Origin of the sequence: Agrobacterium tumefaciens, from assembly GCF_009649785.1 — a bacterium.
GTDB classification, from domain to species: domain Bacteria; phylum Pseudomonadota; class Alphaproteobacteria; order Rhizobiales; family Rhizobiaceae; genus Agrobacterium; species Agrobacterium tumefaciens.
This window is the reverse complement of sequence record NZ_WJOK01000004.1, coordinates 144,046-167,352: the sequence shown is the minus strand read 5'-3', so window position 1 is coordinate 167,352 and position 23,307 is coordinate 144,046. Positions and strand designations below refer to the sequence as shown.

21 protein-coding genes and 1 pseudogene are annotated in these 23,307 nt (G+C 57.6%); 8 read left to right on the top strand and 14 right to left on the bottom strand.

The window, feature by feature from the left end; translation table 11 throughout:
• Positions 1–194: 194 nt before the first annotated feature.
• Entirely contained in the window at positions 195–419 is a 225-nt protein-coding gene (locus GH784_RS06035; RefSeq protein WP_003517740.1) for a hypothetical protein, read from the bottom strand.
• Between the two features lie 129 nt (positions 420–548).
• Entirely contained in the window at positions 549–758 is a 210-nt protein-coding gene (locus tag GH784_RS06030) for a cold-shock protein (protein ID WP_003517737.1), read from the bottom strand.
• A 224-nt stretch (positions 759–982) separates the two neighbouring features.
• On the opposite strand from GH784_RS06030, the pseudogene GH784_RS27370 reads away from it, so the two are divergent.
• A pseudogene (locus GH784_RS27370) lies at positions 983–1,188 on the top strand (type II toxin-antitoxin system VapC family toxin); the annotation flags it as partial.
• Between the two features lie 66 nt (positions 1,189–1,254).
• Here GH784_RS27370 and GH784_RS06020 read toward each other — a convergent pair.
• The 5 genes from GH784_RS06020 to GH784_RS06000 form a co-directional block, all read right to left on the bottom strand.
• Complete coding sequence (locus tag GH784_RS06020; RefSeq protein ID WP_153793274.1) at positions 1,255–3,258, bottom strand: CocE/NonD family hydrolase; 2,004 nt, start codon at positions 3,256–3,258, stop codon at positions 1,255–1,257.
• 105 nt (positions 3,259–3,363) lie between these two features.
• Positions 3,364–4,977, bottom strand: a complete 1,614-nt coding sequence (locus tag GH784_RS06015; RefSeq protein ID WP_076844814.1) for an ABC transporter ATP-binding protein — start codon at positions 4,975–4,977, stop codon at positions 3,364–3,366.
• Positions 4,974–5,798: an ABC transporter permease gene (locus GH784_RS06010; RefSeq protein WP_112291291.1), complete on the bottom strand. Its 825-nt coding sequence runs from the start codon at positions 5,796–5,798 to the stop codon at positions 4,974–4,976. The genes GH784_RS06015 and GH784_RS06010 overlap by 4 nt, the downstream gene beginning before the upstream one ends.
• Complete coding sequence (locus GH784_RS06005; RefSeq protein WP_003517729.1) at positions 5,795–6,742, bottom strand: ABC transporter permease; 948 nt, start codon at positions 6,740–6,742, stop codon at positions 5,795–5,797. Before GH784_RS06005 ends, GH784_RS06010 begins: the two co-directional genes overlap by 4 nt.
• Positions 6,742–8,304, bottom strand: coding sequence for an ABC transporter substrate-binding protein (locus GH784_RS06000; protein ID WP_013761343.1), 1,563 nt, complete (start codon positions 8,302–8,304; stop codon positions 6,742–6,744). Before GH784_RS06000 ends, GH784_RS06005 begins: the two co-directional genes overlap by 1 nt.
• Before the next feature lie 234 nt (positions 8,305–8,538).
• Here GH784_RS06000 and GH784_RS05995 point away from each other — a divergent pair, with 234 nt between their 5' ends.
• Complete coding sequence (locus tag GH784_RS05995) at positions 8,539–8,805, top strand: CBU_0592 family membrane protein (protein WP_003517727.1); 267 nt, start codon at positions 8,539–8,541, stop codon at positions 8,803–8,805.
• Between the two features lie 6 nt (positions 8,806–8,811).
• Here the strand turns inward: GH784_RS05995 and GH784_RS05990 are convergent, their stop codons facing one another.
• On the bottom strand, positions 8,812–9,702 hold the full coding sequence (locus GH784_RS05990) for a LysR substrate-binding domain-containing protein (RefSeq protein ID WP_013761341.1): 891 nt from the start codon (positions 9,700–9,702) through the stop codon (positions 8,812–8,814).
• Between the two features lie 118 nt (positions 9,703–9,820).
• Positions 9,821–10,039 (bottom strand): hypothetical protein, encoded by a 219-nt coding sequence (locus GH784_RS05985; RefSeq protein WP_003517716.1) that lies wholly within the window; start codon positions 10,037–10,039, stop codon positions 9,821–9,823.
• A gap of 298 nt (positions 10,040–10,337) precedes the next feature.
• Here GH784_RS05985 and GH784_RS27725 point away from each other — a divergent pair, with 298 nt between their 5' ends.
• On the top strand, positions 10,338–10,664 hold the full coding sequence (locus GH784_RS27725; protein WP_013761339.1) for a GCG_CRPN prefix-to-repeats domain-containing protein: 327 nt from the start codon (positions 10,338–10,340) through the stop codon (positions 10,662–10,664).
• A gap of 269 nt (positions 10,665–10,933) precedes the next feature.
• Here GH784_RS27725 and GH784_RS05975 read toward each other — a convergent pair whose 3' ends face one another.
• Together GH784_RS05975 and GH784_RS05970 are read right to left on the bottom strand one after the other, a co-directional pair.
• Positions 10,934–11,728 (bottom strand): SDR family oxidoreductase, encoded by a 795-nt coding sequence (locus tag GH784_RS05975; protein WP_038493680.1) that lies wholly within the window; start codon positions 11,726–11,728, stop codon positions 10,934–10,936.
• A 251-nt stretch (positions 11,729–11,979) separates the two neighbouring features.
• The gene (locus GH784_RS05970; protein WP_038493677.1) at positions 11,980–12,870 is read right to left on the bottom strand and encodes a LysR family transcriptional regulator; all 891 of its coding nucleotides are present in this window, start codon (positions 12,868–12,870) and stop codon (positions 11,980–11,982) included.
• A 133-nt stretch (positions 12,871–13,003) separates the two neighbouring features.
• Here GH784_RS05970 and GH784_RS05965 point away from each other — a divergent pair, with 133 nt between their 5' ends.
• Positions 13,004–14,518, top strand: coding sequence for an MFS transporter (locus GH784_RS05965; protein ID WP_246670448.1), 1,515 nt, complete (start codon positions 13,004–13,006; stop codon positions 14,516–14,518).
• Positions 14,519–14,670: 152 nt separating this feature from the next.
• On the opposite strand, the gene GH784_RS05960 is transcribed toward GH784_RS05965, so the two are convergent.
• Entirely contained in the window at positions 14,671–15,606 is a 936-nt protein-coding gene (locus GH784_RS05960; protein ID WP_153793273.1) for an MYG1 family protein, read from the bottom strand.
• Between the two features lie 253 nt (positions 15,607–15,859).
• Positions 15,860–17,143, bottom strand: coding sequence for a cystathionine gamma-synthase family protein (locus GH784_RS05955; RefSeq protein ID WP_112391039.1), 1,284 nt, complete (start codon positions 17,141–17,143; stop codon positions 15,860–15,862).
• Between the two features lie 126 nt (positions 17,144–17,269).
• Here GH784_RS05955 and GH784_RS05950 point away from each other — a divergent pair, with 126 nt between their 5' ends.
• A complete protein-coding gene (locus tag GH784_RS05950; RefSeq protein ID WP_013761333.1) occupies positions 17,270–17,728 on the top strand; it encodes an Lrp/AsnC family transcriptional regulator in 459 nt (152 codons plus the stop codon).
• An 81-nt stretch (positions 17,729–17,809) separates the two neighbouring features.
• Here GH784_RS05950 and GH784_RS05945 read toward each other — a convergent pair whose 3' ends face one another.
• Positions 17,810–19,837 carry a hypothetical protein gene (locus GH784_RS05945; protein WP_323131466.1) on the bottom strand — a complete coding sequence of 676 codons (2,028 nt, stop codon included), beginning with the start codon at positions 19,835–19,837 and terminating at the stop codon, positions 17,810–17,812.
• 332 nt (positions 19,838–20,169) lie between these two features.
• On the opposite strand from GH784_RS05945, the gene GH784_RS05940 reads away from it, so the two are divergent.
• From GH784_RS05940 to GH784_RS05930, 3 genes are all read left to right on the top strand, one after another.
• Positions 20,170–21,816 carry an ABC transporter ATP-binding protein gene (locus GH784_RS05940; protein ID WP_065688923.1) on the top strand — a complete coding sequence of 549 codons (1,647 nt, stop codon included), beginning with the start codon at positions 20,170–20,172 and terminating at the stop codon, positions 21,814–21,816.
• Positions 21,817–22,110: 294 nt separating this feature from the next.
• A complete protein-coding gene (locus GH784_RS05935; RefSeq protein WP_026330963.1) occupies positions 22,111–22,596 on the top strand; it encodes a MarR family winged helix-turn-helix transcriptional regulator in 486 nt (161 codons plus the stop codon).
• Positions 22,596–23,306 carry an SDR family NAD(P)-dependent oxidoreductase gene (locus GH784_RS05930; protein ID WP_065688924.1) on the top strand — a complete coding sequence of 237 codons (711 nt, stop codon included), beginning with the start codon at positions 22,596–22,598 and terminating at the stop codon, positions 23,304–23,306. The genes GH784_RS05935 and GH784_RS05930 overlap by 1 nt, the downstream gene beginning before the upstream one ends.
• The last annotated feature ends 1 nt before the right edge of the window (position 23,307 follow it).

Sequence of the window (23,307 nt, the reverse complement as noted above, 5' to 3'; positions counted from 1 at the left end):
TTTTTAAATATAATTCTAATTTAGTGATTTAATATAACTGGCGCCGCGCTTGGGCAGCTGGAACGTAAGCTTGCCTGGGAGTTGACAGGCATGCAACAGCTCAAGGCCCGGCGTCTGTATATACCGGGATGGTTAGGAAGCCGTCTGATGCGAATTGGCTTCAGGCACCTGTTCTGACGATGCCGTCAAAACCATCATCGTGCACGGGCACGCTTGGCAAGAAGAGCGGATGTCGCAGAAATGCGATCAGACTGTTCCTTTGCAAGACGTGCTTCCCGCAGCCGCAAGGTCTTGGCGTCGCGGGATTGCGTGATCGAATCAAGCTCGTCGAGCGCTTTGTCCTTTGCGAAGAACGGCGTCTGGATGTTGCTGAAGGCAACCTCGGCCTTCTGGCGCGAGATACTGTATTTTTCTGTCATGGGTGTTCCGGTGGTAAGGCTCGGCATGCGAGCGGAAAACAAAAGGCCAGGCAATTTGCCTGGCCTTGATTGGTTCGGGGTGCTTCCGGCAGTGCCAGTACATCCGTGGTCAAAGGGAAGCAAAACCCGTTAGGCAGCCTGCAGATTGCAGGCCGACATTTTGCCGGACTTGTTGTCGCGTTCCAGGTCGAAGCCAATCTTCTGGCCTTCGACGAGTTCGCGCATACCAGCCCGCTCAACGGCGGAGATATGAACGAAGGCATCTGTGCCGCCGTTGTCAGGCTGAATGAAGCCGAAGCCTTTAGTGGAATTAAACCATTTAACTGTGCCAGTGGTCATGATGAACCCTTTCATAGCGATAGAGGACCCACAGCACTGAGAAGCGCTGCGAACATTGATAGCGATTTTGAAAGGAAAGGTTCGTTCAGAACGCGGTGCCAATCGCGCAACAAGCAAAGCTAAGCAAGCAAATTCGATGGTTCGTTATAGCGTGCTTGCATGGTTGCGTCAACTATTAGTTTTTCTAATTTTTGCGTCTCGACAAAAAGTTGTGCTTGGCCATCCCTTTTACTCGCTCTGCATTGTTTTTAGCGGGAAGGCCTTCACGCAGTATCGCCGTGCGGGCGGATCCCGCACAGGCGTTTTGCCAGACTCCTTCATTGGGGCTCATGCCGCAGTTCAAGGTCTCCCGCTTCTGACACGAGACGTAGGCCGATATCGATCCTGTTTCCCAACCGTGACATTGATCGCTCCTGAACAGGAAAGCTGACAGGTACGGTATCGAGACAATAGTATGTTGTAGGCCCCCGCAAACACCTGCAAGGGCCATGCGACATCAGATGAGGTCGCGTTTGTAGCGCTCATCCCACTTCCGGGTTTTGACGAGGCTGCCATTTTCGAGTGCCGAAAGTTCTCCGGTCAGGTAGAAATTCTCCCTGTCGGAGCGCATCTCGGTGCGGCTCTCGATCTTGATGCGCCACCCATCGCGGCCAATTTCATATGTCTGGGTGAGGACGTATTTCGCGGAGAGGGGATCTCCGTCGCGAATGGTCAATTGACGCCGCAGGCTATGGCTGAGTTCGGTGTCGATGTCGTCAAACCGCAACACGCCCTCGCCGAACAAGCCGCCCACGCCTTCCGTGACATAGGTGTTGATACCCGTCTCATGGTCCTGTTCGGTCCAGCGGCGGACCGTGCCGGGATCGACCTGCGTCATGGGTGTCGATGGGCCGTGGGCAGGGGCCTCGAAACGCACAGGCTTGTCGTCACAGGTGGCACGCACGGGCAGGTCAAGCGCACTTTCTGCAATGGAGACGCTGATCGTCGCATCGTAAGGCGATGTCCATACCATCGGCCAGTAGGCCGTGGCGATGGCGAGTTGCAGCCGGTGCCCTTTGGCAAAACGATAACCGCAATCATTGAGCTTGATTGCGACATCGTAAAATTTGCCGGGTTCCAACGCTTCCGGATTTTCGTGGCTATCGCGGTGAGTCAGGTTGAAAACCTGATAACTGACACGTGTGACACAGCCATCCGGCAGGACGTCGTTGAGGCGCAGTGAAATCTGCGCGACAGGGCAATCTGCGGCAATGCGCAGACGCGCTACCGGCGCACCGAGGATATCGAAATCCTCTTCCATCAAGGCGGTTTCGAAAACGAGCGCGCCACCGTTGTCGAGCCGCTGATCGGTTGGATGTTCGCCGGGGCATCCGGTCGCCATCCATTCCCCGCCCGCCTTGCCGTGGCTTTGCGGCGAACGAATGCTGAGAATTGCCGGTTCGCTTGCCGTATCGCGCAGTTCCTTCGCTGCACCGGGGTAAAGTGAGCGGGTTGCAATTTCGGGCGAAGGCCATGTTGCTTCACCCACCCAGCGGCCTTGCGTCGTCGTGCGCGTACCGGTCGGTTCGATCGTGTCGCTGACGAAGGCGCGCAGCATCGGCTCGTCCATGACGCCGGTGTCCTTGCCTTTCAGCCAATGGTCCCACCAGCGCGTTGCTTCCTGCAGGAAGCCAATTGCGGGACCGGGAACACCATCTTGGGGGTAGATATGGCCCCACGGACCGATGATGCCGCGACGCGGGACCTGAAGGTTCTCCAGAAGCCGCGGGACGGCATTGGTATAGCTGTCCGCCCATGCGCCGATGGCAAGGACCGGGCATTCAATGGCGCTCCAGTCTTCGCAGACCGAGCCGTGTTTCCAGTAATCGTCGTAACGTTGGTGTTCCAGCCAGAGTGCGGGAAAGAAGGGGAGCTTCTCCAGGCGCTCGATCCAGCTGTCGCGCCACGTGTCGCCAACGATCTCCGGATCGAGCGGACGGCTCTGATAAGCAAGCATGATGGTGCCCCACCACAGATTGTCGTTCAGCAGCAGGCCGCCCATGTAGTGAATGTCGTCGGTATAACGGTTGTCGGTCGAATAGGCGGTGATGACGGCTTTCAGTGCCGGCGGACGGCGGGCGGCGACCTGCAGGCCGTTGAAGCCGCCCCAGCTCTTGCCCATCATGCCGACATTGCCGCTGCACCACGGCTGGCGGGAAATCCAGTCGATCACCTCGAGTGCGTCGTCCTGTTCCTGCTTCAGATATTCGTCTGCCATGTGGCCATCGGATTCGCCTGTGCCACGCATGTCCACGCGAATCGCGGCATATCCCTGGCTGGCAAAATAGCCGTGCATCGGCTCGTCGCGCCCGCGGGTTCCGTCTCGCTTGCGATAGGGAATATACTCGAGAATGGCGGGAACCGGCGATTGTTCCGCGCCCTCCGGCAGCCAAAGGCGAGCACCAAGGCGTACGCCATCGCTCATGGGAATCCAGATATGTTCTTCAACACGTATTGTCATTTGGGGTATTCCAGTCGGGTCATTTGAAGCGGGCATCGCTTTGCCGGGAGACAACAATGAAAGAATGCGAGGCGGCTCCCATCAAAGAGTGAACCGCCCCGCAGATCATGCGGCGGGGAGGCCACGTTTTGCCAGCACGCCATCCAGCCAGTCGCGCCGCAGTTCGGGGACGGAGGTGATGAGCTGTTCGGTATAGGGTTGGTAAGGAGGTGCAAAAACCTCCTTGGTCGTCCCGGTTTCGACAATGCGGCCATGCTGCATCACCATCGTCCTGTCGGCGAGCCGGCGAACGACGCCGAGGTCATGGGTGATGAACAGATAGGAGACGCCCAGTTCATCCTGCAACGAGCGCAACAGTCTGAGAATTTCTTCCGCCACGAGAGGATCAAGTGCCGATGTCACCTCGTCGCAGATGATAAGATCGGGTCTTGCGGCAAGTGCGCGTGCGATACACACGCGCTGCTTCTGCCCCCCGGAAAGCGCTTTTGGCAGGCGCTCTGCAAACTCCCGGGGCAGACCGATCAGGTCCAGCAACCGGTTCACCTCGGAGGCGCGCTCATCTTCATTCATTCCGAAATAGAACGACATGGGACGGCCGATGATCTCGCCTACGGTGTGGCGTGGATTGAGCGCCACATCCGGAAGCTGGTAGACGAGCTGGATACGGCGAAGATCTTCACGCGAACGCCTGGAGTACTTGTCCGCAAGCCGGTGTCCAGCCAGCGAAACGACACCGGAAGATTGCGGCGGCAACCCGGCGATAACCCTGGCCAAAGTGGATTTTCCCGAACCGGATTCACCCACGACTGCCAGTGTTTCGCCCTTTCGGATTTCGCAGTGAACGTTGTCCAGCACCTTCTTGCGACCGTAGTAGGCGGTGACGTCACGCGCTTCGAGCAGGATTTCACCACCCCTGTTCTGGACGGATTCGCCGGACATGCTGGCTTGGCGTTCGGAAACAAGACGGCGCGTATAGTCTTCCTGCGGGTGCTCGAGGATATCCTCGGCAGAACCGGCCTCTACCTTCTTGCCATGGCGCAAGACTATGATGCTGTCAGCAATCTGCGCGACGACGGCAAGGTCATGCGTGATGTAGAGGGCGGCGGTATTGTAGCGCTGGATGAGACTGCGGAGCAGGGCCAGAACCTCTATCTGCGTGGTGACATCGAGTGCCGTTGTGGGTTCGTCCAGCACGAGTATGTCAGGGCGGCATGACATCGCCATGGCCACCATCGCGCGCTGTAACTGCCCACCGGAGACCTGATGCGGGTAACGGTCGCCGAAATTCTGATAATCGGGAAGTTGCAGCGCTTGCAGCAGTTCCAGCATCCAGGCTTCGGCTTCCCGCCGGTTCATGACGCCGTGGTAAAGCGGCCCCTCGATAATCTGTTCGCCAATCTTCATGGCAGGGTTGAACGCCGCAGCTGCACTTTGCGCCACATAGGCGATGCGCGCACCGCGCGCCGCCTCACGACCGGCGCGATCCACCGTCATCAGCGAAACGCCATTCACGACGATTTCTCCACCAACGATTCGGCAACCGTTTCGGCCATATCCCATGGCGGCAAGCCCGATGGTGGATTTACCGGCGCCGGATTCACCGATCAGCCCTTTGACCTCACCGCGCTTGAGATCCAGATCGATACCATCAACCAGAATTGCTCCATTCGGTGCAGCAACTTTCAGGCCGCGAATTTGCAAGACCTCATTGTTACTCATCGGTCTGCTCCCTGAATTGCGCTGCGGCCAGCCAGCAGCCAGTCCACGACGAGATTGACGCCGATGGTGAGAACGGCGATGGCAGCGGCCGGATATAGCGGTGCGTAGAGGCCGTAAAGAATGGCCTGCTGGTTGTCCTTCACCATGCCGCCCCAGTCTGCGAAAGGAGGCTGAACGCCAAGCCCGAGAAAGGACAGGCCGGCCACGAACAGAAAGGTGAAGCAGAAACGCAGGCCGAATTCCGCAATGAGCGGCGGCAGGGCATTGGGCAGTATCTCCCTGAACACTAGCCAGATCAGGCCTTCTCCGCGCAGGCGCGCGGTCTCGGCATATTCCAGCACATTCACGCCCTGGGCGACAATGCGCGCCAGACGGAAGACGCGGGTGGAATCCAGAAGCGCAATGGTCACTATCAGCACGGGGATGGACGAGCCTAGCGCCTGCAGCACGACAAGAGCCGAGATCAGCACTGGAATACACATGACAGTGTCGACGATGCGCGAGAGAACCATATCGAGCCAGCCGCCGAAGATAGCCGCGATGAAACCAAGTGTGATCCCGATTGTGAAGGAGAGCAGGGACGCTGCCAGCGAAACGCCGATGGAGATTTGCGCACCGGCCAAAAGGCGCGACAGCATGTCGCGTCCGTTCTGATCAAGGCCAAACCAGTGCATTGCCGAAGGCGGATCGAAAGGCGAACCGACGATCTCCTCCTGCCCGAAAGGCGCGATATGCGGACCGGCTGCGAACAGGACGATGTTGACCGAAATGATGAAAAGACCGACCCATGCGGTTGGGGTGATGGTGCGGAGCATATTCATCGGGGATGCCTCAGGCGCGGGTTAAGCGCAATTGCCGACACATCGGCAATGATGTTTAGAATGACGTAGGTTGCGCCGAAAACGAGGGCTGCTGCCTGTACCAGCGGAAGGTCCCGCTTCGAAACGGCATCGACCATGAAACGGCCAAGGCCGTTATAGTTGAACACGGCCTCTACCAGCACCACACCGGTGATGAGATAGGCGATGTTGAACGATACGACGTTGACGATCGGGGCCGCGGCGTTGGGAAGCGCGTGGCGGAGAACCACGCGTTTGGTCCGCAATCCCTTGAGATAGGCTGTTTCGACATAGGCCTGATCCATCACCGCAAGAACGGCGGTACGGGTCATGCGCAGCATCTGCGCCACAGTAACCAGAACCAGCGTCAGAGCAGGAAGCGTGGTGGCTTTCAGCCAATCCGCAAAGCCCATGCCCGGATAAGTGTCAGCAAGGCTCGGCAAAAGATTGTACTGCACGGACACGAAAAGGATCAGCAACAGGCCCAGAAAATATTCCGGAAGGGAAACAAAGCCCAGCGCAACGATGTTGACAGCCCGATCGAACAGGCTGCCGCGCCAGATGGCACTGAACAGACCCAGAAGTACGGCAACCGGAACGGACACGACGGCGGCATACAGCGCCAGCGCCATGGTGTTCCAGAACCGCGGCCATAGGAGAGCTGCGACAGGCTGGTGGTTTGCCAGCGAATTTCCAAGGTCGCCGGTTACGAAACCGCCGAGCCAGGAAAGATAACGTTGCAGAAGGGGCTGCTCCAGACCGAGATCGGCGCGCAGCACGGCGAGAGATTCAGGCGTCGCATTCTGTCCGAGTATTGCCGACGCCACATCTCCGGGAAGAAGCTGAGTGCCGGCGAAAATAAGCGCCGACACCAGCAGAAGCGTCAAAATACCCAAAGCAATGCGCTTCAGGATAAGCTTAGTCATTATGCGTCCAACCAGACCTTTTCAGCGAGACGGGCACCCATGAAGTTGAACATCGGATGCGTGGTCACGCCCTTCAGTTTCTTGGATGTCGCATCCAGATAATCTCCGAACATCGGGATCATGGCGCCGCCCTCATTGGAGATGAGCGCCTGAAGCTCGGCATAGATTTCCTTGCGCTTCGCATCATCGAGAAGTGCACGCGCCTCGATGAGTTTCCTGTCGAAGTTTTCGTTCTTCCAGTGCGTATCATTTTGCGCCGAGGTGGACTGGTAAGCGATGGTCAGCATCTGGTCTGCTGTCGGGCGTCCGCCCCAGTATGACATGCAGAATGGAGCTTTCATCCAGACGTTGTCCCAGTAGCCATCGGCGGGTTCGCGCTTGATAGAAACATCGATGCCGCCCTTGGCCGCACTCGTGCGGAAAATCGCTGCTGCATCCACAGCGCCGGAGAAGGCGGCGTCGGAAGCGGAAATCTCTACCTTGAGCGTATCGAGGCCAGCCTGCTTCAGATAAAACTTCGCCTTCTCGGGGTCGTAGGGACGCTGCGCCAGATCCGCGGCATAAAAGCGGTCAGAACTCGGGATGGGATGATCGTTCCCGATGCGGCCGTAGCCACGCAGCGCGGTTTTCAAAAGCTGCTCGCGGTCGATGGCGTGCTTGATGGCAAGGCGGATATTGTTGTCCTTGTATGGCGCCTGCGTGCAATCCATCAGGAATGTGAAGTGCTGGCCGCCAGCCGATTGGACGATGTTGAGGTTGGGGTTACGGCGCAGCAGGTCTACTGTCTTGAAGTCGAGCTGGTTGATCGCATGGACCTGACCCGACATCATGGCATTGGTGCGTGCGGCGATATCGTTGATGACGATGACTTCCACGGCGTCAACGTGAGCGGCATTCGGCTTCCAGTAATTCGGATTACGAGTAAAGCGCGAACGAACGCCCGGATCGTAGCTTTCGAACACGAATGGCCCGGTGCCGACAGGTTTGCTGAAATCCGTCCAGCCTTCCGGCACAACGAGGAAATGGTAGTCGGACAGGATGTAAGGAAGGTCGGCATTGCCGCTTTCGAGGACGATCTTGACCTCGGTGTCGGAAAGCTTGTCGACGCTCTTGAGCGCAGACGCAACCGAGCGTGCCGCAGAGGTGGTTTCGCCACGGTGCAGGTTGATGGAGTAGATGACGTCTTCCACCGTCAGGGTCTTGCCGTTGTGGAAGGTGACACCCTGACGCAGCTTGAAGACCCACTCCACGGCGCCGGGCTGCGCTTCCCAGCTTTCGAACAATTCAGGCACAGCGTGATTGCTGGCATCGATCTCGACAAGGCCGTTCATGATCATGAAGGCCTGATTGACCGGCACCCAGTCTTTCAGGATGCGGGGATCGAGATTATCCGTGGTGCTGCCGCCGCCGATACCCAATTTCAAAACGCCACCCTTCTTCGGTGTGTCCGCGCCTTGCGCACTGGCGTCTGTGATGAAACCGGCAGAAAGCGCCGCGAGACTGGCCGCGCCGGCAAGAAAATGCCGCCGGTCGAGCGAGAAGGAAAAGGGGGAGGATGTCATGTTTGGGTTCCCTGTTTTTTATCGGGGCCGGACGAGGCGCGGCTGGCAGTGGCGTATCGTACTCGACGGTTCGGCACTAGATACCGATGCGCGCAGGGGGGTATGATTTTTGCGCATGGGGTCATGAAATCTGAGCGCATCCGGTTATCTGCGAAGCGGAGTAAAGGGATGCGCCGGAGCGGGTCCGGTGTAGCAGGCGCTCGCCGGGCGGGCGTGTTTATGGAGTGGATACAAATGGGGCTAGCGGATCTTGTCGGCCTTGCAGGAGCGTTTTTTTATCTCTTCGCCTATGCCTTGTTGCAGCTACGACTTCTGACGATAGAAGACTGGCGCTACACTCTCTTAAACGTTCTGGGTGGCGTGTTTCTGATCTACTCGCTGATATGGAATTTCAACCTCGGCTCGCTGATTTCACAGGTCGCCTGGCTGCTGTTCACCATCATCGGCTACGCGCGGTTCCTCCTGGACCGGCGCCGCAAGACACCTCCTGCGCAGGCATGACGGGTTTCAGCGCGCGGTTTTATGGTTGTCTGCAATCAGCCAATCGGAAACCTCGCGCACAATTTTACGCTGGTGGCGATCTGCCGGTCGCATCAGGTAAAATTTGCCTTCCGAGCGCATGGCATGGGAATGCACAGGAACGAGCGCTCCGCTGTCCAGTTGGTCGCGGATGAGCCAGGTCCACCCAAGCGTTGCACCAAGCCCCTGCGATGCCGCCGCGACGCAGAGGCCATAGTCTCCGAGTTTCCACTGGATTGCATCCTGTGGCGGCAACAGGTGTGACGAGCGCCACCAGTCGCTCCAATCCTGCCATTCCCGCATCGAATCTTCGATGGAGATCAAAACCGGTGCCCTCTGCTCCATAAGATTGGTCATGCCGCGGGCAGAAACGGGGACGACCTCCTCCTGGCCGAGTTCCGATAGCCAGACGCCAATCGGTCTTTCCTTGCGATAGAAAATAGCCAGGTCGAATTCATCCAGACGCAGATGTGCCACATCGTCAGTTACCCGCACCCGCAATTCGATGCCGGGAATATCGCGTTTCAGTTTCTGCAGGCGAGGCATGAACCATTGATCCGCAATCCCGCGAGAGCAGGCGATGGTGATTTGGCTGGCGCCGGTCCACGAGCGGACGCCGTCCGTGACACTTGCGATATCGAGGATCAGCCGCGATATATCGATCGAGTAGTTTTCGCCGATGGTCGTCAGTCGCACGCCTGTCGGCACGCGCTCGAAAAGCTTGGAGCCAATGAACGCTTCCAGCTTGCCGATCTGCCGGCTGACGGCGCTCTGCGTCAGGCCCAGCTCGTTGCCCGCGCGGGAGAAGCTGCCCAAACGGGACGCTGCCTCAAAAACAACAAGCGCCTCCAGCGGCGGCAATCTAAAAGACGGTTGCATTCAGGTTCCCAAAAACAGAGTTTGCCATCCGATACACCGCCGCCGCAAACTCTTCAATTTTTTTGGGATTCCATGCTGCGCTGAGGCTTTGCCACCAGCGCCTTTCTGTTACCCAAGATTAGGGCTGACGGTCCGGCATTATCAGCCAGAACAATTGCACGAGGTCGCGCCAGGTTCGAGCCAGATCCTCGGCCGTCGATGTCAGCTCCCTGTAAATATAGATGCCCGCAAGCGTGAGAACGGCTGCAAGCGTTAGAACGGCCAACAGCACCCAAGGCCAGATGAGGCGTTTGCTCTTTGGCTTTGGTTCGGGCTTAGTGTCCAGATTGGGGTTCAATCACCGTCTCCTCATTCGCTTGAGGACTATGACGAAAACCGCGGGACTGCAACCGGAGGGGATACATCGCGCCCCTTCAAACCACTGGCACATAAAAGAATAACAGGTCTGCATTGACTGGGGCGGGGCAGTGAGCCGCGCCGCCTTGACGCCGCTTCACCCTTTCGCAGCGGTCGGAACGCGAAGCCGTTATCTGCCACAATTGTGGAGTTTTTGCCACGAAAACATCAAGATTCATTCAGCCACAGTTCACCGGCAAGGGCGCTAAATCCCTCCATCCCGGAAGGAGGGAGATGAAATGCGTAAGATGATTTTAAGCGCTGGAATAATTCTCGGTGCCCTGTTCGGCAGTGGCGCGAACGCTATGCCTGTCGGTCAACCGGCCGCACCCCTGGCATCCAACGTTCAAAGTGTGGACTATGCTTGCGGACGCGGCTTTCATCTATCGCCGCGCGGATATTGCCGGCCCAATGGACCGCCGAGATATGAGCGTGGCTGGGACAGACGTGATCGCTGGGAAGCCCGCAGGGAGTGGCGTGAACGTCAGGCCCGCAGAGAATGGCGCGAGCGCAGAGATTGGCGCGAACATCGCGAATGGCGAGACCGTCGCGACTATCGATGGTAATGAAAACAGGCCCTCTCCGAACCGGGAGGGCCTTTTCCATCTGGGTGCGTCTTGAGTTTTTAGCGACGATCGTCAACGCATAGATTGATCGGTTTGCGCCAATTGCCGTCATCAGTCATTTGGGCCGAACTCTTCCCAAATGATCCAAGGTTTTGACGCGTTTGCCGGTGGTGCCACAGAACTGGTCGGTGGAAGTTCGACCTTTACTATCTTCCATCATAATGGGTGCAATGAACCAAAAAGGTTCGGTCATCCCATAGCCCGTTATTCTAGCTTCCCGGTGCTGCGGCTGATCCTGCAAGAATGCCGCCATCGATGTTCAGTTCGGCCCCAGTCATATAAGTTGCCTCGTCAGATGCGAGCAGGACTGCGAGTGCGGCTACCTCCTCGGCCCTGCCAAAGCGTTGCATGGGCGTTTCTTTGACCAGCGCGGCTTCACGATCTTTGCGATCCGGGCCATTTCCCAACATCGGCTCCCACATCGGTGTCATCACGGCTGCAGGGTGAATTGAATTGCACCGGATGTTCAGGCCCTGACCGGCGCAATATAGGGCCACGCTCTTGGTGTGGTTGCGGACGGCGGCCTTGGATGAGGCGTAGGCCGCTGCCATTGGAATTCCGACAAGCCCTGAGCGTGAGGAAATGTTGATAATCGACCCCGCACCATTTGCTCGCATGGCGCGGATTGCATAACGGCAGCCCAGAAAGGTGCCATCCAGGTTGACCGCATGGACCTTGTGCCAATCAGCAAGTTGGGCATTTTCTGGATCATGGGCTGGCGGGGCCCCTTCGAATGGTCCTTCAAAGCCTGTTATTCCCGCATTGTTGACGACGACGTCCATCTTGGGAAATTGACTGGCAATTTTCGCCCAGTCTGCCTCGCATGCGACGTCGAGACGGACAAACCTCCCGCCGATTGAGCCTGCGGTCAACAAGCCGCCATCCACGTCTATATCGGTAACGATGACCTGTGCGCCCTCGTCAGCAAACGCTTGGGCGATAGCCGCACCAATTCCGCGCGCCGCGCCGGTCACGAGTGCGGTCTTTCCAGAAAGTCTGGGCATGAATGTTCCTTTGATGCAAATGCTGAGCTAGCCAACGCGTCGTTTTAAAAAGACTGCGCTGTCATCGACGTAAGTCCGGATTATCGGCGATCTTTGTCCATGGTCATAAACTCCTCATCTGCATCCTTTATCTACCCACCACCGTCTTATCGGTCAAGAAATGCACCGTACTAGTCCGCCGATGGCTTCAATGGACGAACTCCACCGGCGCGCATAAGCCCGCCGGCATCTGTCAAGCGCAGATACTCCAGTCACGTTTCGACAAACAGATTTTCGATCGCAAAATCGATGAAAGCGCGCAGCCGCGGCGCCATGAAGCGGGCTGATGGCCAGACAATTGAAAACTGGCCTGGTGCGGCGAGATGTTCGTTCAGGACCGTCTCGAGCAAGCCATCCCTGATGGCGTCCGTCGCCAGGAATTCAGGCATGTAAGCGAGCCCCATCCCGTCAATCGCCGCCGCCCTTATCGCCTCCATATTACCGCAGGTGAGGGCGATACGCATGCTCGACAGGGGGTTGTCGCCGTTTTCCAGCAGCCATTCCTGAAACCTGCCGGAGGTCGGAAAGCGGAAGCGCAATGCTTCATGCTCTGGCAATTGGCTGGGGTGCCGGGGCGTGCCCATTCGTTGAAAATAGTCCGGCGACGCGCATAAAATGAAGCGGAATGGACCAAGACGCCGCGCTATCAGGCTGGAATCATCAAGCTCGCCACTGCGGATTGCAGCATCAAAGCCGCCCTCGATCAGATCGACGCGCCTGTCGTTAAAGTCGAGTTCCAGATCGATATCGGGATAACGCCGGCGAAATTCAGGCACGATCGGCAGCAGAAAGCGGTATCCGATTGTCGGAAGCGTCACGCGCAGACTGCCGCGGGGCAGGGCCAGATTGTCCGTTACTGCTTCATGTGCGTCGCGCAGATCGGTCAGGATGGACCGATACCGCTCAAACAGCATTGCCCCTTCATTGGTCAGAGAGACCTGCCGGGTGGTGCGATTGAACAGCCGTACGCCCAGAGATGCCTCCAGTCGGGCAACGCTCTTTCCGACAGCAGAAGGTGACAGCCCCAGGCTCTGCCCGGCCTTGGCAAAATTCAGCCTTTCGGCAACCCGGACGAAGGCATCGATCTCGCTCAACTTATCCATTGTCACTGATTAGAGAATTTTAATCCGCAATGAAAGGCCCGTGAGGCCGATTGTCGAATTCATGTCGTCTGATGAGGATGGATGCCGATACGCGACCTTGGTGTCGCGATGCCATTTCACGATTGGAGTTCGCATGAACGACGCCCCTCATAGAGCCTCAGTCAGCCGGAATTCGGTATTGGTGGCGGTGTGTCTTGCCGCCTTGACCCTTCCTTTGAACTTCTCCGCCGGTGCGGTTGCCACACCGGCGATCGGGCAGGACCTCGGGGGATCGCCTGCATCCCTCACCTGGATCACCAATGCCTTCATGCTGGCTTTCGGAAGTCTTCTGATGGCGGCAGGCGCGCTGGCAGATCGATATGGCAGAAGGCGGGTGTTCTTGATCGGCCTTGCGCTGTTTACCGGCTTCTCCTTTGCGCTTGGATTTGCGCCTTCGGTGTGGATCATCGATCTGCTACGTGCCGGTCAAGGCGTGGGCGCCGCCGCGGCCCTGGCCGGAGGTACGGCCGCACTTGCGCAGGAATTCGACGGCCACGCTAGGACGCGTGCCTTTGGGTTGCTTGGAACGACCTTCGGCGTCGGTCTTGCATCTGGTCCGCTGCTGACGGGATTGATGATTGAAACGGTCGGATGGCGGGCAATATTCCTTGCCGGCGGCCTGATCGGCCTCTTTGCCCTGATCCTCGGCCCGCCACGGATGCGTGAAACGAGGGATCCCAATGCGGCGGAACTCGACTGGCTGGGCGCTGCAAGCTTTACCCTCACACTCACCCTCTTCACCGTTGCGATGATCGAACTGCCTGTTCTCGGGTCTAACGGTATCATCGCTTTCAGCACAGGATTTGCGTTTTCGCTTGCAGCCTTCGTCTTGATCGAAATGCGGGCGGCGCGACCGATGCTGGACTTATCGCTGTTCCGTTATCCGCGGTTCGTGGGGGTGCAGCTATTGCCAATCGCCACCTGCGCCTGTTTCGTTGTTCTTCTTGTTATCATCCCGTTGCGCCTCATCGGTATCGAGCAACAAGGAGCAATCGGGGCGGGGTTTATCATGTTGGGACTGTCGGCTCCGATGCTGGTGGTGCCTATAGTCGCGACGATGTTGGCGCGTCATGTTTCGCCGGGCATGCTCTGCGGCATCGGCCTGCTGATCGCCGCCTCTGGCCTCGTCTGGCTTGCCGGCTTCACTGCAGAGGATGGAGCCATGATCGTTCTGCCCATGCTCGTCATCGGGGTGGGCGCAGGCCTGCCATGGGGCCTGATGGATGGCTTGTCCGTTGGCGTCGTGCCGGTGGAGCGTGCGGGAATGGCGACCGGCATATTCAGTACCGTGCGGGTCGCCGGTGAGGGCATCGCGCTTGCAGTCGTCAGCGCCGCCCTGTCGGCATTGACCTCGGCATCCCTAGGACGGCTGGCGCCTGTGTCTACGCCCCTCTTGTATCAGACAGGTCAGCGTCTGGCAGTGGGCGACCTGGCGGGTGCAGCGGCAATATCGTCCCACATCGGGGACGACCTGTTGCGGGATGCCTATCAGACTGCGTTTTCGACACTTTGCTGGTGGCTTGCCGCGGTGACGACGCTATGCGCCATCGCAGTCCTGTTCCTGCTGCCCAATAGTGCTGCGGTCGCCGACAAAGTGACGGCTCCGTAGATTATCGGGAACGAACACGGTGTTCCCGGTTGGGCGTGGAGGAGGAGAGTCCAGTGATGCGGGCCGAAGGACATTTGCGGGCATATCCTTTGATATGCTTCGCCGGCCCGCCTTCCGGGCGATCTCCTACTCATGTTCCGTTGTTCAATGAACTAAACTACGGTAGCAGGCAAGATCGCCTCTTTCACAGCCAGTTCTGCCATGGCGAGTGCGGCATCACGGGTTTTGGCGGCGGCAATAAACCGGCCGTTGTGGCAGAAACTCGCGCCTTCAATGCCACAAACGGCTTCCAGATCGCCATTTGTAAGGCCAGCCCATGCCGCAGGCAGGTCTGCCCGCAGTTCAAAGCCTTCATCTGCGCGACGGATACCGGTGAGACACCAGTCCTTGTCACGCGGGTGAACGACAAACAGCAGATTGTCGGCGCCCGCCTTCACAATGGCGGGCCGAAACGGCATACCCATCGGCAATTCCAGAATATGACCTTCACCGGCATCGACGATAGCCTGCATTACAAGCGCCTCGGCGCGCAGTTTCGCAGCGCTTTTGGCTATTTTCGCCTCGACGAAGCTGCGGGCAATGACGAGCGCCGCGTGGAAACTGCGATCATCGGCTTCGGGGTCGGTCTCGTCAAAAACAGGTTTCAGAGTTTCCAGCAGGACAGGCAGCGTCAGCGCAACCAGCGGCCCGGCGACGGACGGGCTGACCGCACCATTGTCGACCAGATCGACCGGCAGCACAAAGCTGCCATCGAAAGAGGTATGGACGGTTTCGACATGTTCATCGGGGATGCCGAAGGCGGCAAGATAGTCCCGGCCGAAATGCTTCCAGATCAGTCCGAATGAACTATATGGCTGACCGTCATCCCTCAGCGGCGCGCCGCGCTGATGGTGATCGAATATCCTGCTTGTCGCGTCATAGGCGCCGCCGACATCGTAGATGATGCGGTCCACGCCGGGGGTGATCCATTCCGGCGCCCGGCTGCGGACGATGCGTGCCTGCGGGAAAAGTCGGGTCAGGATGACGCTGGACAGCAGTTCGTCGGCATGGAAGCCACCGGAATGGGTGACGAGAAAATCCGGGATCATGTCAGGATAAGCCTTGTTGCTTGCGGGAGGTCCGCCTGGAATTGAGGCACCTGATACCCTTTGCCCGACGCCATCTCAACCCGTCATTCGCCGCTTCTGTATCATATTGCCGGTTCGGGACTGGCTCCACTCGTAGCGGAAGGTAACGCCGCTCCCCTTATCGCCTTCCTGCACTACGTTGGTTTCCGTGTTTCGTATGTACTGAAAAACCCATACGTATTGCAGTCGGTGAGGAGCGGCATTTGCCTCTTCGTCAGGCGGCATCCAGAGAGAGGGTCAGGTCGGCGACCAGATCGTCGGGATGTTCGATGCCGATTGACAGCCGGATCGTGGAATCAAGCACACCAATGCGCTGGCGGACGTCGGCCGGAACACCCGAATGCGTCATCGTTGCAGGATGGGAGGCGAGAGATTCCGTACCGCCAAGGCTGACCGCGAGTTTGAATATCGTGAGAGCGTTGAGGAATTTGAAAGACGCTGCCTGCCCGCCCGCAATGTCAAACGAGAAGGTCGATCCCGCACCGGTGCATTGATCTGCAAACACCTTGCCAACCGGGGACGCCGGATCGTGAAACGGCAGATAATGGATTTTCTCGACCTTGGGATGCGCCTTCAGGAACTCGGCCACCACCTTGGCATTGCTGTTTGCCCGCTCCATGCGGATTTGTAGCGTCTCAAGCGAGCGCCCGAGCATCCAGCACGAATGCGGGTCGAGCTGGGTGCCGATCGCTCCGCGTAATGCCTTCACCTGCTTCATGACATCCTTGCGACCGAGCGCTGCTCCGGCAATGAGGTCGGAGTGCCCGCCAACGTATTTTGTCAGTGAATAGAGCGAGATATCGGCACCGTGCTCGATTGGCCGCTGGAACACCGGACCGAGGAGTGTGTTGTCGCATGCGATGATTGGCCTGTGTCCCTGCTTCTGGCCGATCACGTCGGCAACGCGGCTGATCATGGGGATATCGACAATACTGTTTGTCGGGTTGGCGGGGGTCTCGATGAGGATGACGGACACCCTGCCTTTCGCCATCGCAGCCTCTGCGGCGGATATTACCGAGGCCTCGCTGACACCGTCGGCGAAACCCACCGCCGAAACGCCGAAATTGTGGAAGGTCTTTGCCAGCAGCGTCTCAGTGCCGCCGTACAAAGGCTGGGAATGGAGTACGGTGTCGCCGGGCCGGACGAAGGCGAAAAGCGTCGTCGAAATGGCGGACATGCCGGACGAGAAGAGCGCACAACTCTCGGTGCGTTCGTAAACGGCAAGGCGGTCCTCGACGATCTCGCTATTGGGATGGTTGAAACGCGAATAGACGAGGCCTGCACCTCTGCCTGCGGGCGGCTCTTTGCGGCCGGAGACATAGTCGAAGAAGTCGCGACCGTCCTCCGCCGACTTGAAGACGAAGGTCGAGGTCAGAAACACAGGCGGCTTCACCGCTCCTTCCGACAATTCCGGATCGTAGCCGTAATTGAGCATCTGGGTTTCAGGATGGAGAGCGTGGTTGCCGATATGGGTTTTAGACGGATGCGGTGCAGTCATTTGCGGAAGGTCCTCCTCAACACACGTTGAACTGTCCGCAGCTTACATCCAATCAAGTCAAAATACCTTGCATTCTGAAGCGTGGATATGTCTGATGAAGCAATACATTGCGGAGAATTGTGCTTTATGTCGCAAAAAATTGCAGATCCGATCGACCGGCGGATAGTCAAGGAGCTGTCTGCCGACGCAAGGATCACCAACAACGAACTTGCCGAGCGAGTCGGCCTGTCGGCATCTGCATGTCTGCGGAGGCTGCGACGGCTGGAAGAGACGGGGGTGATCAAAGGTTATTCCGCGATCGTTGATCCGGCAATCGAGGGATGGACGATGACCGCGCTTGCATCCATCCGTCTCAGTCGCCAGCACGATGACGAAATCCAGATGTTCGAGGCGGCCGTTCTGGACTGGGATGAGGTTCTGGAATGTCATCTCGTCACGGGTTCGAGGGACTACATGCTCAAGGTCATGTGCGGTGGGCTCGAGGACTACGAGCGCTTCATCAAGGAGAAGATCGCGAAGCTGAAATGCGTCGACACCATCGAGACCAGCTTTGTCATGAACACGATCAAGGCGCGGCGCATCTAAGCTTTGCTAGAAGGTCCGCGCCCGGTGCGTTCAAGCTCCGAGAACCGGAGCTTGAACCGTTTGGGGGTGCGATCGGACGACTTACTCGGCCGTCGCCTGGATATCGACCTTGTCGAGAAGAAGCATCGGGTTTTCAGACGCTGCAACCAGATCAAAAAGACCAAGGCCATTTGGTCCAGTGGAGCGGGCGGTAACCGTAAGAGTACCTGGGTTGTTGATGAAGCGAAGCAACGCGTCCACCGCACTCTTGAGTTTGGGCTGTTCAGCTGCGATCTGCTGCAACCCCGCGCTTGCCACGAGTGTCAGAACACCGCGCACTTGATCCTCGGTCATGTCGTTTTGCAGAGCGTAAAGCTTGATAGCCTTGGCCATCATGCCTTCGTCCTTGATCGTCAGCTTGACCTCGCGACCCGCGAGCCCCAGGAGGGCGGCCTGAGTACGATTGGTGTCGAAGGAGAAGAACTCCTCCGTGAACCCGCTCGCCAGACCGGAAAAATTGACGCTGCCAATATCCTTGCCGCGCATGGAGATTTCCCGGATCACCAGGTTCTTGTTCGGTTCATCCCAGCCGGCGGCAAGGGCATAAGACAGGGCGAGTGCCTCGAAACCCAGTTTGCGGGCTTCGACAAAAACTTCCTCGGTCGAATCTTCCGGGATCGGAAGAGAAAGGTCATCCTGCCTGATCACGATATCTGTGGGTATGCCGTTAAAGGGCTTTGTCAGACCCATCTCGAAATTCCTGAGCGTGAACTTGATGCGCTCAGGCACGCCCTCCGTCTTTTCACCAGTCTCGTCGTCTGTCTGTTCCGGGGCGGCGACGTCAACATTGATGCCTCCGACGCGGACGGTGCCCAGTTCCGGTATCAGGTGATTAAACGGGAAAGTCTCGATCTGCTTGTCGTCAAGCCCGACGATTTTGGAGAGACTCTCGATTGTGGAACTCCAGTCAAAGCCCTTGAGGCTTGCCTCGGCGACTTCGATCATGTCGACGCCATTTCCGATCGACATGCCATTCAGGCCGAAGTCGAGCTTACGGCTGTCCATCTGCATATCGATACGATCAATGCCGACCTTGACCCTTTTACCGGCAGCCCCTTCGCTTTCATCAGGCGCGTCGGCCTTGAACCCGAGCAACTGCATGTTGCTCTTGCCAATCATATCGAGAATGGACAGGGCCTTGGCGAAAATTGCCTGGCGTTCCTGAGGTGAAAGCTCGTCGGTATTTTTGGCCGCCGAAAGCGCGTTCATCGTTTCCAGAAGCGGCTCGGCCGGCATGCGGGCGCTGAAGCCGTCGCTGCGTATTTCATCGTAGGTGAAATGACCGTCTCCGTCCGAGAACGAGATTTTGCTGACGGAAAGCGGGCCATAGAGAAGCTTTGCGTCCTTATCTTCGGGACCCGCTTTTTCCGTATAGAGCCTTGCGAGGTAAGCGGCATCGAAGTCCTGTCCGGCTACGGCGCCGGTTGATACGACCAAGTGCTTCTTTTTCATCGCGCCAGTGCTGTCCGGTAGATCCATCTGGATGTCGTAGCTGGCATTGTCGATGGAATATCGGGCAACCCGGCCTTTGGCGATGTCCGAAAAGGCTACGTTCTTATAAACAGTCTTCTGCTCGGTGGTGGCGATGGACTGCGTGAATGTCATCTCAGGCGTGGAAATACGCTCTGCTGCAAAGCGCTCTATGCGCTTAGGCAAAGAGTTGGCATTTCCGTCTCCGGATACTTCAGCCGCATCCGGTTTTGTGAACGCGGCATTCTCGACACGCGCATGCGCCATCGAGATCTTGCCGGTTGGCACGTCAGCATTGATGTCGTTCAGCTCCAGTGCGCCATCCAGGAAAGGAAATTTTGGACGTCCATCGATAGCTGCAATCCGGATGTTCTTGCCATCGGCAAGCGGCAAGGCCAGTTCGCGAATATGAATCTGCCCGAGGAAATCAACCTCAACGGAACGGGCAGTTGCGCCAGTGCGAGCAACGAGTTCGCTGACCTTTGCTTCGTAGAAGGCCTTACCCCCGATGACGCCTGCAGCAGCAACAGCAATAATCGCAACCGCCGCCCATAAAGCTTTGGTCCGGCCCTTACCGGTTTGGGTATTTACCTGTTCCACGAAATTGGTCCTCTCCGACGCGATTTGAAACTGCACGCCTTTTAAGCACGCGAAAGTTGCTCCGCAAGTGGGCGCTAGCGGGACAGTTGGAGAACTTGTCCCAAAACGCAAAACGCCGGGTCCGCTCCTGACCAAACGTCAAGCGGGACCGCCTGGCATTTTGCAGATCATAAAGGTCAAGAATGCTGGGCAGCGCCAAGGTGGTGCCGGTATCGACCGTCTCGGCTACCGCCACTCACTGGACAATATAGTAGACATAGTCCACCATATTGTTTCCGACGTATGAAGCGTCGGCCAAAGCGAACAAAGTTACAAAAAAAAAAGGGGAACTTATGTCGCATCCAACCACGTCAGCCGACGTGGTGCTGTCCGTTCGCAATCTCACGGTGGATCTTCCGCCGGGAATGGAGCGCACCCACGCGGTCAAGAATATCTCTTTCGACCTCCACGCAGGTGAAATCCTGTGCATTATCGGTGAATCCGGGTCCGGCAAATCCGTCACTGCCAGCACGATCATGGGGCTGTTGTCGCCCGTGATAAAAGTCAGCTCCGGCGAAATCCATTTCAAGGGAATGGACATACTTGCGGCCAGGGAAGATAAAATCCGGCCGCTGCGTGGTCAGGCGGTCTCAATCATTTTCCAGGATCCGCTCTCCGCGCTCAATCCGTTGATGACAATCGGGGATCAGATTGCCGAAGTGCTTGAAGCGCATGGCTATGGAACGCCTGAAACCCGCAAGACCAAGGTTCTGGATCTACTTGAAGAAGTCGGTCTTCCCGACCCACCTCTGATGCGGCTGCAATATCCATTCCGTCTGTCTGGCGGACAACGCCAGCGGGTCATGATCGCCATGGCACTGGCACTCGATCCGGATGTCCTGATTGCCGATGAGCCAACAACCGCTCTCGACGTTACCACCCAGGCGCAGATCCTTGAGCTCATCCGCAAGATACAGAAGCGCAAGAACATGAGCGTCATGTTCATCACCCATGATTTCGGCGTCGTTGCCGAAATTGCCGATCGCGTCGTGGTGATGGAGAAGGGATATCTTGTAGAGCAGGGAAGGGCGGACCAGGTTCTGGTCAATCCCGTCCACCCCTATACCCAGCGACTTGTCGCTGCGGTTCCGCGGATGCGGAGCACTGAGCGTTCAGTCAGCGAAGAAGCTCCCGTCGTTCTCAAGGTCGAAAATCTTGAGAAGGAATATCGCAGCTCCGGCTCGTTTTTCCGCAAGGCCCGTATCGTCAAGGCGGTCAATGGTGTCAGCTTCAAGCTTCACAAGGGCCAGACCCTTGGTATCGTTGGCGAAAGCGGGTCGGGCAAGTCCTCGCTCGGGCGTGTCCTGCTGAAATTGCTGGAGGCGGATGGCGGTTCAATATGCTTCGATGGCCGTGACATAGCAGCGATGGACGAAACGACGTTTCGATCGTTGCGACCCTATATCCAGATGATTTTTCAGGATCCTTTCGCGTCGCTTAATCCCCGCCATACGATCGGCAGGATCTTGACGGTCGGCCCCGTTGCCCACGGAATGGCTGTGCATGAGGCGAGAATAAAGGCTCTGGGAATTCTGAAGCTCGTGGGGCTGGATGAACAGGCCTATGACCGTTACCCGCACGAATTCTCCGGCGGCCAACGCCAGCGCATCGGCATCGCCCGTGCACTGATGTTTGACCCGGTCGTCCTTGTGGCCGACGAAGCCGTGTCTGCTCTCGACGTTTCCATACAGGCGCAGGTTCTGGAGCTTCTGGCGCGGGTGCAGGCTGAAATGAAGGTGGCGATGATCTTCATCACCCATGACTTGAGAGTCGCAAGCCAGATTTGCGACGATGTGCTTGTCATGCACAAGGGAACGGTTGTCGAACAGGGGCCGCCGGCAAAAATCTTCCGGTCGCCGGCCCATCCCTATACCCGGAAACTCGTTGCTGCGATCCCCGGTGCGGACTGGGAACCTGCGGCAACTGCCGTCGGCACATAACATCGAAGTCTGACGAGCCGGACACCTCGTCAGACTTTGCATCGCGCGACATCAAAGACCGATTGCACCGCCGGATTATCGTGGATCCGGCGGCGCGAGAGGTTTTCCTTTTAAAGGTCTGATTTAAATAATAAAAATATGATTTCAGGAATAAAAAGTAGTTGCGTTTGTCTACTAATTATCCTTTCATTCAGTCACGAAACTGACATACGACATGGCCGAAAACCTGCACTGCGGCACGCCGGGAAAGCGTGTGCGCCAATGTCGATCTTTGACCATTCGAACGGAAACTCCATGTCCAAACCAACTGAAAACCCGCCGACATCGCCAACTGATATCAATCTCGACGTGCTTGAAGACACGCTGAGCTTTTACATCCGCACGATCAACCTTGCCGTATCGCGCGATCTCGATGCCCGGCTGGACGGGCTGGATGTGGCGAAGGGAACTGGAAAGATCACGACTTTGCTGCTCGTCGATGACTACCCGGGTATCCGTCCTTCAGTGATAGCTCATCTGACGATGCGGGACCGGTCTGCAATGGGCAGGATCATCGACCAGATGGTGTCGCACGATCTGATACGCCGGGAAGTGTCGCAGGAGGACAGCCGCGCCCAGGAGCTTTACATCACCGAAGCCGGAGCGGCACTTGCAACGAAAATCCGGGAGATCGTTCCGCAGCAATCGCGCGATTTCTTCAGCTTCATCCCGGAAGACGAGCAGAAGCAGGTTATCGACATTTTGCGTCGCGCCTACCGCCATATTGTGGGGCTAGCATGATGGAACGAACGACAAAACGCGTTGCTCTCATATCCGGTGCAAGCCGGGGTATAGGCGACCATATCGCTGCTACTCTTCTTGGCGAAGGCTGGTCGGTATCGCTTGGTATGCGCAGCCCGTCGCTGCCGCAATGGGCTGTGGGTCACGAGGGACAGGTCCATCTTGCCCATTATGACGCAAATGATGCGAGTGCGGAGAAGCGCTGGGCCGATGAAGCGTATCAGCATTTCGGTCGTATCGATGCTATCGTGGCCAATGCTGGCATCATGATACCGAAGACAGTGATCGAAGCGGATGACGAAGACATCGACGCCATGCTTGCGGTCAACGTCAAGGCACCGAGAAGGCTGGTTAAAGCCGCCTGGGAGGCGTTGAGCGAGAGCGGTCGTGGCCGGGTCATCATCCTCGCTTCCCTCTCCGGCAAGCGGGTGAAGTCCGCATCTGCCGGTAGCTATTCTCTCTCCAAATTTGCGGCGGTCGCGCTTGCGCATGCCATCCGACAGGCGGGCTTCGAAAGCGGCGTGCGCGCAACAGCCGTATGCCCCGGTTTCGTTGCGACCGATATGGCGACCGCCTTATCCGAACGGCCGGCGGATCAAATGACCCAGCCCGCCGATCTTGCCCGCATCATTGCCATGCTGCTGTCCTTACCGAATGAGGCTTCCGTCGCCGAATTCGCCATCAATTGCCAGCTTGAGGAGTTTTTCTGAC

Excerpts from the sequence above, each read along its gene's own strand:
- GH784_RS06035 (WP_003517740.1), bottom strand. The coding sequence starts at position 419 with ATGACAGAAAAATACAGTATCTCGCGCCAGAAGGCCGAGGTTGCCTTC.
- GH784_RS06030 (WP_003517737.1), bottom strand. The coding sequence starts at position 758 with ATGACCACTGGCACAGTTAAATGGTTTAATTCCACTAAAGGCTTCGGC.
- GH784_RS06020 (WP_153793274.1), bottom strand. The coding sequence starts at position 3,258 with ATGACAATACGTGTTGAAGAACATATCTGGATTCCCATGAGCGATGGC.
- GH784_RS06015 (WP_076844814.1), bottom strand. The coding sequence starts at position 4,977 with ATGAGTAACAATGAGGTCTTGCAAATTCGCGGCCTGAAAGTTGCTGCA.
- GH784_RS06010 (WP_112291291.1), bottom strand. The coding sequence starts at position 5,798 with ATGAATATGCTCCGCACCATCACCCCAACCGCATGGGTCGGTCTTTTC.
- GH784_RS06005 (WP_003517729.1), bottom strand. The coding sequence starts at position 6,742 with ATGACTAAGCTTATCCTGAAGCGCATTGCTTTGGGTATTTTGACGCTT.
- GH784_RS06000 (WP_013761343.1), bottom strand. The coding sequence starts at position 8,304 with ATGACATCCTCCCCCTTTTCCTTCTCGCTCGACCGGCGGCATTTTCTT.
- GH784_RS05995 (WP_003517727.1), top strand. The coding sequence starts at position 8,539 with ATGGGGCTAGCGGATCTTGTCGGCCTTGCAGGAGCGTTTTTTTATCTC.
- GH784_RS05990 (WP_013761341.1), bottom strand. The coding sequence starts at position 9,702 with ATGCAACCGTCTTTTAGATTGCCGCCGCTGGAGGCGCTTGTTGTTTTT.
- GH784_RS27725 (WP_013761339.1), top strand. The coding sequence starts at position 10,338 with ATGCGTAAGATGATTTTAAGCGCTGGAATAATTCTCGGTGCCCTGTTC.
- GH784_RS05975 (WP_038493680.1), bottom strand. The coding sequence starts at position 11,728 with ATGCCCAGACTTTCTGGAAAGACCGCACTCGTGACCGGCGCGGCGCGC.
- GH784_RS05970 (WP_038493677.1), bottom strand. The coding sequence starts at position 12,870 with ATGGATAAGTTGAGCGAGATCGATGCCTTCGTCCGGGTTGCCGAAAGG.
- GH784_RS05965 (WP_246670448.1), top strand. The coding sequence starts at position 13,004 with ATGAACGACGCCCCTCATAGAGCCTCAGTCAGCCGGAATTCGGTATTG.
- GH784_RS05960 (WP_153793273.1), bottom strand. The coding sequence starts at position 15,606 with ATGATCCCGGATTTTCTCGTCACCCATTCCGGTGGCTTCCATGCCGAC.
- GH784_RS05955 (WP_112391039.1), bottom strand. The coding sequence starts at position 17,143 with ATGACTGCACCGCATCCGTCTAAAACCCATATCGGCAACCACGCTCTC.
- GH784_RS05950 (WP_013761333.1), top strand. The coding sequence starts at position 17,270 with ATGTCGCAAAAAATTGCAGATCCGATCGACCGGCGGATAGTCAAGGAG.
- GH784_RS05940 (WP_065688923.1), top strand. The coding sequence starts at position 20,170 with ATGTCGCATCCAACCACGTCAGCCGACGTGGTGCTGTCCGTTCGCAAT.
- GH784_RS05935 (WP_026330963.1), top strand. The coding sequence starts at position 22,111 with ATGTCCAAACCAACTGAAAACCCGCCGACATCGCCAACTGATATCAAT.
- GH784_RS05930 (WP_065688924.1), top strand. The coding sequence starts at position 22,596 with ATGGAACGAACGACAAAACGCGTTGCTCTCATATCCGGTGCAAGCCGG.